Below are 12,641 nucleotides of genomic sequence, written 5' to 3' on the forward strand. Positions count from 1 at the left end.
GTGCGTCAGTCGCGGCCGAGCGAGGGGCCGCCCGAGCCGCCGCCGGCATGCCCGCCGCCGCGGTCGCGTCGGCGCAGGTAGCGCTCGAACTCGCGGGCGATCGCGTCGCCGGACGCCTCGGTCATCTCGGTGCGGTCGATCTCGTCGTCGCGTTCCTCGAGGTTGCGGATGTACTCGACGACCTCCTCGTCCTCGGCGGCCATCTCGTCGACCAGCTTCTGCCAGTCGGCGGACTGCTCGGGCAGCTGCGCGAGCGGGACGGGGACGTCGAGAACCTCCTCGACGCCCTGCAGCAGCGCCAGCGTCGCCTTCGGGTTCGGCGGCTGGGACACGTAGTGCGGCACGCCCGCCCAGAACGAGATCGCCGGGATACCGGCGCCGACGCAGGCGTCCTGCAGCACGCCGACGATGCCGGTCGGCCCCTCGTAGCGGGAGCGCTCCATGCCGTAGCGGGCGGCGGACTCGGGGTCGTACGCGCTGCCGGTCACCGAGGTGGGCCGGGTGTGCGGCGTGTCCGACAGCAGTGCGCCGAGCGTGACGACCATCTGCACGTCGAGCTCGTTGATCGCACCCAGCAGCTCGGCGCAGAACGCCCGCCACCGCATGTTCGGCTCGATGCCGTGCATGAGCACGAGGTCGAACTCCGCGCCGGGCGGCCGGCAGTGCGACAGCCGGGTGGTGGGCCAGTCGATCCGGCGTGACAGACCGTCGACCAACGAGACGGTGGGGCGGTTGACCTGGAAGTCGTAGTAGTCGTCGGGGTCGAGCTCGGCGAGCGGCTGGGCGTCCCACACCAGCTCGAGGTGCTCGACGGCACCGCTCGCGGCGTCGCCCGCGTCGTTCCACCCCTCGAAGGCCGCCACCAGGACGGGAGAGACGAGCTCGGGCCAGCCGGTCCGGTCGAACGAGCTCACCGGGCGACCCGGCCGGTGGCGGCGAGGATCGGGGTGCGCGTGCGAGCCGTCATTCCTCCAGCCTACGACCGGACCGGCAGCGGCCCGGGACGCGACGCCACCGGCCGGTCCGCGACGGTGGCGGCGCTCACACCCGGCGTCCACGCAGCGCCGCGCGGCCCGGCTGTCCGGGCCGATTCGTCCCCGGGTGAGACACTGGGAAGGCTGGCCGGTCCCGGACCGACGCAGCGCCGATCCGCGCCCACCGAGGGGAAGAGCACCTTGCCGGACACCGCCGACCACCGTCCCGACGCCACCGACGACCTGAGCGCAGCCCTGCGCCGGCGCATCCTGGTGCTCGACGGCGCGATGGGCACGGCGATCCAGCGCGACCGCCCCGACGAGGCCGGCTACCGCGGCGAGCGGTTCGCCGACTGGCCGTCCGACGTCCAGGGCAACAACGACCTGCTCTCGATCACCCAGCCGCAGATCATCCGCGACATCCACCTCGAGTACCTCGAGGCCGGCGCCGACATCATCGAGACCAACACCTTCAACGCCCAGGTGATCTCGCTCGCCGACTACGGCATGCAGGAGCTCGCCTACGAGCTGAACGTCGCGTCCGCGCGGCTCGCGCGCGAGGCGGCCGACGAGCTGACGTCGCGAACGCCGGACAAGCCGCGCTGGGTCGCCGGGGCCATCGGCCCACTGAACCGCACCGGCTCCATCTCGCCCGACGTCAACGACCCGGGTGCGCGCAACATCGATTTCGACACGATGGTCGCCGCCTACCACGAGCAGGCCCAGGGCCTCGTCGACGGCGGCGTCGACATCATCATGATCGAGACGATCTTCGACACGCTGAACTGCAAGGCGGCGATCTTCGCCGTCGAGACGCTGTTCGAGGAGCAGGGCCGCCGCTGGCCGGTGATCATCTCCGGCACGATCACCGACGCGTCGGGGCGCACGCTGACCGGCCAGGTCACCGAGGCGTTCTGGAACTCGGTGCGCCACGTCCGGCCGCTCATGGTCGGCCTCAACTGCTCCCTCGGCGGCAAGGAGCTGCGTCCCTACGTGGCCGAGCTGTCGCGCATCGCCGACACCTTCGTCCACGCGTACCCGAACGCCGGACTGCCCAACGCCTTCGGCGAGTACGACGAGGAGCCCGACGACACCGCCGGGACGATCCAGGAGTTCGCCGAGGCCGGCCTGATCAACATGGCCGGCGGCTGCTGCGGCACCACGCCGGCCCACATCGCCTCGATCGCACACCACGTCGAGGGCAAGGACCCGCGCACGCCGGCGACGGTCGGCCCTGCGCTGCGGCTGTCCGGCCTCGAGCCGCTCACCGTCGACGACGACTCGCTGTTCGTCAACGTCGGCGAGCGCACCAACATCACCGGTTCGGCGCGCTTCCGCAACCTCATCCGCGACGGCGACTACAACACCGCGCTGTCGGTCGCGCGGCAGCAGGTCGAGAACGGCGCGCAGGTGATCGACGTCAACATGGACGAGGGCATGATCGACGGCGTCGCCGCGATGCAGCGCTTCCTGCGTCTCGTCGGCAGCGAGCCCGACATCTGCCGCGTCCCGGTGATGGTCGACTCCTCGAAGTGGGAGGTCATCGAGGAGGGGCTGAAGAACGTCCAGGGCAAGTCGATCGTCAACTCGATCTCGCTCAAGGAGGGCAAGGAGCCGTTCGTCGAGCACGCTCGGCTGTGCCGCAAGTACGGCGCCGCCGTCGTGGTCATGGCCTTCGACGAGGACGGCCAGGCCGACAACCTGCAGCGCCGCAAGGACATCTGCAAGCGCGCCTACGACGTCCTCGTCGACGAGGTCGGCTTCCCGGCCGAGGACATCATCTTCGACCCCAACGTCTTCGCGGTGGCGACCGGCATCGAGGAGCATGCGAGCTACGGCCTGGACTTCATCGAGGGCGCCCGCTGGATCAAGCAGAACCTGCCCGGCGCGAAGATCTCCGGGGGCATCTCCAACGTCTCGTTCTCCTTCCGCGGCAACAACGCGGTGCGCGAGGCCATCCACGCCGTGTTCCTGTTCCACGCGATCAAGGCAGGGCTGACGATGGGCATCGTCAACGCCGGTGCCCTCGTCGTCTACGACCAGGTGGACGAGAAGCTGCGCGAGCGGATCGAGGACGTCGTCCTCAACCGTCGCGACGACGCCGCCGAACGACTGCTCGAGGTCGCCGGCGAGTACGCCGGCTCCGGCCAGCAGCGCGAGGTGGCCAGCGAGGAGTGGCGCAGCCTGCCGCTGGGCGAGCGCATCACGCACGCACTGGTCAAGGGCATCGACCAGCACGTCGAGGACGACACCGAGGCGCTGCGGCAGGAGATCGCCGACCGCGGCGGCCGGCCGCTCGAGGTCATCGAGGGCCCGCTGATGGACGGCATGAACGTCGTCGGCGACCTGTTCGGTGCCGGCAAGATGTTCCTGCCGCAGGTCGTGAAGTCCGCGCGGGTGATGAAGAAGGCCGTCGCCTACCTCATCCCGTTCATCGAGGACGAGAAGTCGCCCGACGACCAGGGCCGCAGCAACGGCACGGTGGTCATGGCGACGGTCAAGGGCGACGTCCACGACATCGGCAAGAACATCGTCGGCGTCGTCCTGCAGTGCAACAACTACGACGTGATCGACCTCGGCGTCATGGTGCCGGCGCAGAAGATCCTCGACGCCGCGAAGGAGCACGACGCCGACATCATCGGCCTCTCCGGGCTCATCACCCCGTCGCTGGACGAGATGGTCAACTTCGCCGCCGAGATGGAGCGGCAGGGCTTCGACATCCCGCTGCTGATCGGTGGCGCCACGACCTCGCGCGCCCACACCGCGGTGAAGGTCGACAAGCGCTACCACGGCCCGGTCGTCTGGGTGAAGGACGCGTCGCGCTCGGTGCCGGTCGTGGCCTCGCTGCTGTCCGCCGAGCGCCGCACCACGCTGCTCGACGACCTCAAGGCCGACTACGACTCGCTGCGCGAGCGGCACGAGTCGCGGCAGAACCAGAAGGTCATCCTGCCCATCGACACGGTCCGCGAGGACCGCACGCCGATCGAGTGGGACGGCTACCGGCCGACGCGCCCGCACCTCATCACGCAGCAGACACGGGACATGCACACCGATGACTACCACCCGTCGGGCACACCCACGCAGTACGTCAAGACCTTCAAGAGCTACGACCTGGGCGAGCTGCGCAAGTACATCGACTGGCAGCCGTTCTTCAACGCGTGGGAGATGAAGGGCAAGTACCCCGACATCCTCAACAACCCGACCACCGGTGAGACCGCGCGCAAGCTGTGGGACGACGCGCAGGCCATGCTCGACCGGATCGTCGAGGAGCGATGGCTCACCGCCGCCGGCGTGATCGGCCTGTTCCCGGCGAACTCGGTCGACTTCGACAGCGTCGAGGTCTACCGCGACGAGAAGCGGGGCGAGGTGCTCGCGACGCTGCACATGCTGCGCCAGCAGACCGAGCACCGCGAGGGCGTGCCGCACCGCTCGCTCGCCGACTTCGTGGCCCCCGCCGCGACCGGGATCAAGGACTACGTCGGCGCGTTCGCCGTCACCGCCGGCCTCGGCAGCGGCGAGAAGATCACGGAGTTCAAGGAGTCGTTGGACGACTACAGCGCGATCCTGCTCGAATCCCTCGCCGACCGGCTCGCCGAGGCGTTCGCCGAGCGCATGCACGAGCGCGTCCGGCACGAGTTCTGGGGTTACGCGCCGGACGAGAAGCTCGACAGCGAGGAGCTGATCCGCGAGAGGTACCAGGGCATCCGGCCGGCTCCGGGCTACCCGGCGTGCCCCGAGCACACCGAGAAGCGCACCCTCTGGCAGCTGCTCGACGTGGAGGCCAACACCGGCATCCAGCTCACCGACAGCATGGCGATGTGGCCGGGGGCGTCGGTCAGCGGCTGGTACTTCTCGCACCCGCAGTCGCAGTACTTCGTGCTGGGGCGTATCGGTCGCGACCAGGTCGAGGACTACGCGAAGCGCAAGGGCTGGACCGTGGCCGAGGCCGAACGCTGGCTCTCGCCCAACCTCGGTTATCGCACCGACGACGAGTGACCCGGCGACGGCCGGCCCGGCTCAGCCGGTGTCGGCCGCCCGGGGGCGCGGGCACGCCCGCTCGCCGTTGAAGCGGTCTGCGGTCGTCGGCCGGCCGACCAGGAACCCCTGCACCCGATCGACGCCCAGGGCGACGAGCCGGGCGAGCTGGGCCTCGGTCTCGACGCCCTCCGCGACGATCGGCTTGCCCAGCGCCCGGCCCAGCGCGACCGTCGCCTCGACCACGGCGGCGCCCCGCGCCTGGTCGATGCGGCTCACGAACGAACGGTCCAGCTTCAGGACGTCCACGGGCAGGTCGACGAGCACGCCGAGCGAGCTGTAGGAGCTGCCGAAGTCGTCCAGCGCGATCCGGATGCCGCGGGCGCGCAACTCCTCCAGCACGGCGACGCACCGGTCGAGATCGGCCATCACCGCGCTCTCGGTGATCTCGAGGGTGAGTCGACGTGGCGGCAGGTCGCCGAGCGCGGCGAGCACGTCGGGGACGAAGCGCGGGTCGGTGAGCTCCAGCGGCGAGACGTTGACCGCGACCGGGACCTGCAGCCGGGGCTGGTCGCGCAGCGCGACGCCGAGCACGTGGCGGCCGACGTCGTGGATGATGCCCGAGCGCTCGGCGATCGGGATCCACAGCGACGGCGGCATCACGGTGTCACGGTGACGCCATCGGGCGAGCGCCTCGGCCGAGACGCGCGTGCGCGTGCGCGGCACCACGACCTGTTGGTACCGGACCTCGATCTCGTCACGCTCGACGGCGTGCAGGAGGTCGCAGGTGAGCGCGGCACGGGCCCGCAGCTGCCGGGCCAGCTGCTCGTCGAAGACGGCGACGCCGTCGTTGTCGGCCGCACGCTCGACCGCGGCGAAGGCGTCCTTGATCATCGACTCCGCACCGGCGCCCGGCCGTGCCACGACCGCGCCGACGCGGGCGCCGCCCCAGCCCGCGACCCCGGTCTCGGCGCTACGGCGGATCTCGGCCAGCCGGGCGACGAGGTAGCCGTCGGGGTCGGCACCGGGCATGACCTCGAGGACCGCGAAGGCCTCGCCGTCGACCCGGGCGATCGTCGTCCCCGGCCGGCGGATCGAACGCAGCGCCCGCGCGGCCGTCGCCACGGCCTCGTGCATGCGGTCGGGGCCGTCGACCGCGGCGATGCGGCCGAGCCCGTCGAGCCGGCAGACGGCGAGCAGCACGCTCGCCGAGTCGGTGCACAGCCGGTCCTCGATCCGGCTGCGCAGCACGGCGAGGTTCGGCAGTCCGGTCACGTCGTCGTGCCCGGCGCGATGCGCGAACTCGGCGTCCACGCTCGCGCGGTCGGCTGCGGCGGCGACGACGCGCAGCAGCGACTCGACGAACTGCCGAGTAGACGCCGACAACGGCCCCAGGCCGCGGGCCACGACGCGCTGCCGCCGACCCTGCACCCGCACCGAGGGCAGCACCGCCGCCGGTGACACCCGGAGCCGGTCGAGACCGGAGACGAGGACGACGACCCCGTCGCGGTGCAACTCCGCGCGCAACTCCCGCTCGACCCGGCGGCTCAGGGTGTCGACGGCCTCGGTCACGGCGGCCTGGCTCACCCGCACGAGCACCGCCTGCCGCCGGACCAGGGTCTCGCGTGCCCGCGCGGTGCCGAGCAGCGCCCGGGCCGCCACGACCAGGATCGCGGCGCCGCCGGGCAGCACGTCGAGCGTCGTCGTCCACTCCCGGTAGTCCGGTCGGTCGGCGAGGAAGGGCAGGACGGCGCAGCCGATGACGGCGACCCCGCCGAGGGCGCTGAGCCGGCGCACCCACCCGCTCGTGACGGAGCAGACGAGAGCGCAGACGACGACGGGTGCGACGGCGCACACCGCCGTGCTCCACCCGAGCGCGCCGTAGCGGGGCCAGTCGGCAGCAGTGGGCGACGAGCGCACCACGAGGCCCGCCGGCCACCACAGCAGCGTCACCGTCACGGCACAGCCGACGACCGCGGCCGCGAGCCCGCGCATCAGCCGCACGGGAAGTCCGGGCAGCAGCCGGGACGCGGTGACGACGGTGACGAGCGCCGTCGTCGAGCAGAGCAGGTAGCGGACGTACAGGCTCGTCCCGAGATCGACGCTCGTGGGCCGCGCCAGCACGACCGCGCCGGCCAGCAGCGTCGCGGTGGTCACGAAGGCGAGCAGGGCGCACCACAGGAAGTCGCGCTGAGGACGGGTGAAGGCCCAGATGCCGGCGCAGGCCAGCGCGCTGAACGCGGTGATGCCGGCCAGGACGCAGTTCGCGCCGACCAACAGCTCTGCCGTCATCGCCGTCCGTTTCGTCGGGGTCCGACGCGGGGAACGCGTGACGAATATCGCACGTCGCGCCGACGGCGGCCCATCGAGCGGGCCGACGGCCTCGCGTCGCGGCCCGGTGGCACGCAGTCGGGCCGCGGGCGTTTCGCCGTCCCGACGAGGAAGGCCCGGCCACGATCGCGGACGATCGTGGCCGGGCCAATGTCTCGGAACCCGGTCCCCCCCGGTACCGCAGCTCCGGCACTCGCGAGGCTCGCTACCCCCGTATACGAACCCCGCCACTACGGGGCGGTGTGGACCCCGAGATGGACTATTGGTACACGCCGGGACGTATAAGTTCCGTACCGCAACTAACACGCTGTGCGCACGTCCCGGCCCGTCTCGCTCACCGTCGGTACCGAACGCAGGGGTAACCGCGGGAGACGGGCCGCACCGAACCCGACAATCGCCGCGAAACCCGCGGCCACCGCCCGTCACCGAGCGTGTTCGGATAGGCCGAGGTGTGGCCGGTGTCACGTCCGGATACCGGCGCGACGCCACCCGCCGCGGCGGGGACACCTCCTGCCGATCCGGCTCATGGCCGCACCGGGGACGATGTGACCATGGCATCGACCGCGTCGGCGGCCCTGAAGCGGGTCGCACTCGAAGGGCTCGGCTGGCTTCTCGTCGTCGGCGGCATCGTCGCCCTGGTCCTGCCGGGGCCCGGGCTGCTCGCGATCGTCGCCGGGCTGGCCCTGCTCTCGCAGCAGTACGACTGGGCGCGGCGGCGCCTGGAACCGGCCAAGCAGCGGGCGCTGCAGGCCGCCGCCGACGGTGTCTCGACCTGGCCTCGCATCCTCATGTCCGCCACCGGGGCAGCGTTCCTCGTGGCCCTGGGCGTGCTGTGGGGCCTCAAGCCCGACGTGCCGGGCTGGTGGCCGCTGGCGGACTCCTGGTGGCTACCCGGCGGCTGGGGGACGGGCGCGTCGCTGATCGTGTCCGGGCTCGTCGCCGCCGCGCTCATCGTGTACAGCTACCGCAACTTCCGCGAGATCAAGGCCACCGATCCGACGCCGTGACGAAGCCCGCGACGGCGCCCCGGTAGGTTGAGCGCCATGGATCTCGTCGTCGCCTCGGAGCTCGACGCCCGGCGCGCGGTGCTGCTCGCCACCGGCTCGATCGACATCGCCAGCCGGGACCGGCTCGCCGACGCCGCGGCCGAGGCGCTGCGCTCGGGCGCGACCGACGTCGTGGTCGACCTCTCGGCGGTGTCGTTCATCGACTCGACGGGCGTCGGCACGCTCGTCGGCATCGCCGAGGCCGTCAGCGACATCGACGGCAGCTTCCACGTCCGCGAACCCTCCCGCCCGGTCGCCCGCATCCTGGAGGTCTCCGGGCTCGCCGACGAGTGGCGCGAGGGCCCGGCTGCCTGAGGTGCCCGACCGCGGCCCCGCCCGACCGGCCGCCGTCCTGTTCGACATGGACGGCACGCTGCTGGACTCGGAGAAGATCTGGGACGTCGCCCTGCACGAGCTCGCCCGCGAGCTGGGCGGGACGCTGTCGCGCGCGGCCCGCGAGGCGATGGTCGGCTCGAGCATGGGGCGGTCCGTGGCGCTGCTGCACGAGGATCTCGGCGTCGAGGCCGACCCGGCCCGGAGCGCGGACTTCCTCTCGACCCGCACCACCGAGCTGTTCCGCACCGACCTCGAGTGGCGGCCCGGGGCGCGCGAGCTGCTCGCCGACGTGCATGCCGCGGGCGTCCCGGCGGCCCTCGTCACCTCCACGCACCGCGCGCTCACCGAGATCGCCCTGGACACCCTCGGCCGCGGGTTCTTCACCGCCACGGTCTGCGGGGACGAGGTGGCGCGACCGAAACCGGCGGGCGACCCCTACCTGCGCGCGGCGGAGCTGCTCGGTGTCGGGGTCACCGGGTGCGTCGCGATCGAGGACTCCCCACTCGGCGTGACCTCGGCCGAGGCGGCCGGGTGCGTCGTCCTGGCTGTCCCGAGCGAGGTGCCGATCGCCCCCGCGCCGGGGCGGGCCGTCCGCGACTCGCTGGTGGGGCTGTCCGTCGCCGACCTCGCGGCGCTGCCACCGGCCTGACGCCGAACTCGCTCAGATCGAGCCGAAGCGGCTCAACGGCCAGATGATGAGCCACGCCCGGCCGATGATCGAGTCCTTCTCGATCGGCCCGAAGCTGCGGCTGTCGGTCGAGTCGCAGCGGTTGTCGCCCATGACGAAGACGTCGTCGACGGGGACGCGCCAGCTCGACCGGCCGTCCGTCGCCCGGGTGGGGCGCGAGCCGCACTTGGCGTCGACGTAGGACTCCGCCAACGGCCGGCGCGAGCCGTTGAGGTAGACCCGGCCGTCGCGGAGGCGGACGGTGTCGCCCCCGACCGCGACGACGCGCTTGACGAGCACGTTCTCCGGCACGTCCGCGGCGGCCGGTCGGTTGAACACGACGATGTCGCCCTGCTTGGGGTCCTCGAAGCGGTAACTGACCTTGTCGACGAGGATGCGGTCGTCGTTGCAGCCGTCGCAGCCGTGCAGCGTGGGCTCCATCGACGGGGACGGGATGTAGTACGGCGAGACGACGAAGGCGCGCAACGACGCCACGACGAGCACGAGGACGCCGATCACGATCGCGTACCGCACGATGCGGCGACCGTGCCGGCCGACCACGCCGCCCAGCCGCCGCCACGGCGAGCCGCGCCGACCGCGCGCGGACGCGTCCTCGCCCTCGGCGCCGCTGTCGGCACCGCCGGCGTTCGCGGTGTCGTTCGCGGTGTCGTTCGCGGTGTCGTTCGCGGTGTCGTTCGCGGTGTCGCCGTTCCCGTCGCGGTTCGGGCCGCCGCCGGCGGCCCGGCGGAACCGGCGCCGCGGCGCCCGCTCGTCGTCGCCGGGCTGCGGCTCGGTGGCCGCGAGGAAGCGCGACAGGTCCGGGCCGGGGTCGCGCGGCGCCAGCTCGGTGTCCGGTACGTCGGCGGCGACCGACGTCGGCGGTTCGGGACGCGGTCGCGGGCGCGCGCCGCGGCCGGCCCCGTCGGCGCTCGTCGTGTCGTCGGGGCCGGTGGCGGTGTCGGTCGCCGCGCGGTCGGTGGCGGCGCCGTCCACCGATCCGTCGGACGGGCTGACCTCGACGTCGGCGGCGCGGGCCGGCCCGGGCTGCGGTCGCCGGCCGGCCGGTGTGTCCGGCACCCCGGCCGACTCCGCCCGACGGGCCGCGACCCGTGCCTCGATACGCGCGCGCAGCTCGGCGTCGTCGGTCACGAGCCGTACGGTAACCGCTCGCCCGCGGACGCGCCCCGTAGCATCGGCCCGTGAGCTCGCAGCCGCCCGCGCGGCGCTCGGCATCGATGCTGACGCTCGGCCGGGTACGCGGCGTGCCGGTGGTCGTCTCGCCGTCCTGGACGCTCGTGGCCCTGCTGCTCACGGTCGTGTACGGACCGCTGGTCGACGACGCGGTCGCCGACGTCGACGGTGCCGGCGCCTACGCCGCCGCCTTCGCGTTCAGCCTGCTGTTCGCCGGCTGTGTGCTGGCCCACGAGCTGGGTCACACCGTCATCAGCACCGCCCTGGGCTACCCGGTCCGCCGGGTGGTGCTGCTCGTCCTGGGCGGCGTCTCCGAGATCGACGGGGAGCCGACGCGCCCGCGCCACGAGCTGGCGATCGCGGCGTCGGGCCCGCTGGTGTCGCTCGTCATCGCCGCCGCGGGGTTAGGTGCGCACCTCGCGACCCCGGCGGGGTCGCTCGCGAGCGTGCTCTTCGCGCTCCTGGCGTGGACGAACCTCGCGCTCGCGGTGTTCAACCTGCTGCCCGGCCTGCCCCTCGACGGCGGCCACATCGTGCGCGCCGTGGTGTGGGCGTGCGGGGCGTCCGCGGTGACGAGCACGCGGATCGCCGCGTGGTGCGGACGGGTGCTGGCGGTGCTGGTGGCCGGTACCGGCCTGCTCGCGCTGCGCGGGCAGGCCGGTACCGGCAGCTCGCTGCTCGTGCTGTTCCTGGCCGTCTACCTGTGGGCGAGCGCGACGCAGACGCTGCGGCTGGCCGACGTCCGGCGCACCCTGCCCACCGTCAGCGTCGCGGCGCTGCTGCGCCCGGGTGTGCTCGTGCCCGAGCACGCCTCCGTGGCCGAGGCGCTGCGCCGCGTGCACGACGTCGGCGCGCGCGGCGTGGTCCTCACCGACGCCGCCCAGCGGCCGGTCGCCGTCGTCGAGGAGCGGCTCGTGTCGGCCGTCGCCCCCGAGCGGCAGGCATGGACGCCGGCGCGCGACGTCGCGCGGCCGCTGACCGCGGCCACGACGCTGCGCCCGGACGTCCACCGCGGGCATGACGGCGAGGCCGGCGGCGGCCTGGACGCCACCACCGTGTTCGAGCACATGCAGCGACATCCGGCACCGGAGTACCTGGTGCTGACCGACGCCGGCGAGCCGGCAGGCATCATCGCCACCGTGGACTTCGCACGAGCACTGAACCAGCGCCTTCGTACCGGCGGCCGCCGATGAGCGCCGCCCCGGGCTCCGGGCCCTTCGCGGTGGGGGAGCGGGTGCAGCTCAGCGACCCCAAGGGACGGCTGCACACCGTCACCCTCGAAGCCGGCAAGCAGTTCCACACGCATCGCGGCGCGATCGAGCACGATGCGTTGATCGGCGCGCCCGAGGGCAGCGTGGTCGGCTCGACAGCGGGGACGCAGTACCTGGCGCTGCGGCCGCTGCTCAGCGACTTCGTCCTCTCGATGCCCCGCGGCGCCGCCGTGATCTACCCCAAGGACGCCGCCCAGATCGTCGCGATGGGCGACATCGCCCCGGGCGCGGCCGTGCTCGAGGCGGGCGCGGGGTCCGGTGCGCTGACCTGCTCCCTGCTGCGCTCCGTCGGGCCGACCGGCACGGTGCTGTCCTACGAGGTGCGCGACGACCACGCCGACGTGGCCGTCCGCAACGTCGAGACGTTCTTCGGCGAGCAGCCGGCGAACTGGACGCTGCGCCGCGGCCCCGTCGAGGGAGACGTGACCGGGCACCCGGCCGACGAGCAGGTCGACCGGGTGATCCTGGACATGCTCAGCCCCTGGGAGGTGCTGCCCGCCGTGGTGCCGGCGCTCCGCCCGGGCGGGGTGCTCGTCGGCTACGTCGCGACGACGACGCAGCTCTCGCGGCTGGTGGAGGCGCTGCGCGCCTTCGGCGGCTTCACCGAGCCCTACGCGTGGGAGAGCCTCGTGCGTGGCTGGCACGTCGTCGATCTCGCCGTGCGGCCGGATCACCGCATGATCGGGCACACCGCGTTCCTCGTCACCGCCCGCCGGCTGGCACCGGGCGTGGTGGCACCGACCCGGCAGCGCCGCCCCACCGCGACCCGTTAGTCCTGCACCGTCGGCCGGATCGTCTCGTCGCCGATCTCGACGTCGTCGGGCTGCTCGATCGCGAAGGCGACGGCGCG

General features: G+C 72.9%; 9 protein-coding genes and 1 pseudogene. 6 read left to right on the top strand and 4 right to left on the bottom strand.

What is annotated here, in order from left to right:
• Window positions 1–5 precede the first annotated feature (5 nt).
• Window positions 6–914, bottom strand: coding sequence for a PAC2 family protein (locus tag BUE29_RS00210; protein WP_073384545.1), 909 nt, complete (start codon window positions 912–914; stop codon window positions 6–8).
• Window positions 915–1,175: 261 nt separating this feature from the next.
• Between BUE29_RS00210 and metH the strand changes: the two genes are divergently transcribed.
• Window positions 1,176–4,970, top strand: coding sequence for a methionine synthase (gene metH / locus BUE29_RS00215; protein WP_073384547.1), 3,795 nt, complete (start codon window positions 1,176–1,178; stop codon window positions 4,968–4,970).
• A gap of 21 nt (window positions 4,971–4,991) precedes the next feature.
• Here the strand turns inward: metH and BUE29_RS00220 are convergent, their stop codons facing one another.
• A complete protein-coding gene (locus BUE29_RS00220) occupies window positions 4,992–7,241 on the bottom strand; it encodes a putative bifunctional diguanylate cyclase/phosphodiesterase (RefSeq protein WP_073384549.1) in 2,250 nt (749 codons plus the stop codon).
• A 590-nt stretch (window positions 7,242–7,831) separates the two neighbouring features.
• Here BUE29_RS00220 and BUE29_RS00225 point away from each other — a divergent pair.
• The 3 genes from BUE29_RS00225 to BUE29_RS00235 are packed head-to-tail and all read left to right on the top strand — an operon-like array spanning window position 7,832 to window position 9,311.
• Complete coding sequence (locus BUE29_RS00225; RefSeq protein WP_073386636.1) at window positions 7,832–8,287, top strand: PGPGW domain-containing protein; 456 nt, start codon at window positions 7,832–7,834, stop codon at window positions 8,285–8,287.
• Between the two features lie 36 nt (window positions 8,288–8,323).
• Entirely contained in the window at window positions 8,324–8,641 is a 318-nt protein-coding gene (locus BUE29_RS00230; protein WP_073384551.1) for an STAS domain-containing protein, read from the top strand.
• On the top strand, window positions 8,634–9,311 hold the full coding sequence (locus tag BUE29_RS00235; RefSeq protein WP_073384553.1) for an HAD family hydrolase: 678 nt from the start codon (window positions 8,634–8,636) through the stop codon (window positions 9,309–9,311). The genes BUE29_RS00230 and BUE29_RS00235 overlap by 8 nt, the downstream gene beginning before the upstream one ends.
• Before the next feature lie 12 nt (window positions 9,312–9,323).
• Here the strand turns inward: BUE29_RS00235 and lepB are convergent, their stop codons facing one another.
• On the bottom strand, window positions 9,324–10,478 hold the full coding sequence (lepB, locus tag BUE29_RS21220) for a signal peptidase I (RefSeq protein ID WP_143167897.1): 1,155 nt from the start codon (window positions 10,476–10,478) through the stop codon (window positions 9,324–9,326).
• Between the two features lie 50 nt (window positions 10,479–10,528).
• On the opposite strand from lepB, the gene BUE29_RS00245 reads away from it, so the two are divergent.
• Together BUE29_RS00245 and BUE29_RS00250 are read left to right on the top strand one after the other, a co-directional pair.
• Window positions 10,529–11,713, top strand: a complete 1,185-nt coding sequence (locus BUE29_RS00245) for a site-2 protease family protein (protein ID WP_084180569.1) — start codon at window positions 10,529–10,531, stop codon at window positions 11,711–11,713.
• Window positions 11,710–12,564, top strand: coding sequence for a tRNA (adenine-N1)-methyltransferase (locus tag BUE29_RS00250; RefSeq protein WP_073384555.1), 855 nt, complete (start codon window positions 11,710–11,712; stop codon window positions 12,562–12,564). The genes BUE29_RS00245 and BUE29_RS00250 overlap by 4 nt, the downstream gene beginning before the upstream one ends.
• Here the strand turns inward: BUE29_RS00250 and BUE29_RS23555 are convergent.
• Window positions 12,561–12,641 (bottom strand): annotated as a pseudogene (locus tag BUE29_RS23555) (oxidoreductase); the annotation flags it as partial. The gene BUE29_RS00250 and the pseudogene BUE29_RS23555 overlap by 4 nt on opposite strands.

This window comes from Jatrophihabitans endophyticus (assembly GCF_900129455.1).
GTDB lineage: Bacteria > Actinomycetota > Actinomycetes > Mycobacteriales > Jatrophihabitantaceae > Jatrophihabitans > Jatrophihabitans endophyticus.

Coding starts and splice junctions, on each gene's coding strand:
- BUE29_RS00220 (WP_073384549.1), bottom strand. CDS start 7,241: ATGACGGCAGAGCTGTTGGTCGGCGCGAACTGCGTCCTGGCCGGCATC.
- BUE29_RS00230 (WP_073384551.1), top strand. CDS start 8,324: ATGGATCTCGTCGTCGCCTCGGAGCTCGACGCCCGGCGCGCGGTGCTG.
- BUE29_RS00225 (WP_073386636.1), top strand. CDS start 7,832: ATGGCATCGACCGCGTCGGCGGCCCTGAAGCGGGTCGCACTCGAAGGG.
- BUE29_RS00250 (WP_073384555.1), top strand. CDS start 11,710: ATGAGCGCCGCCCCGGGCTCCGGGCCCTTCGCGGTGGGGGAGCGGGTG.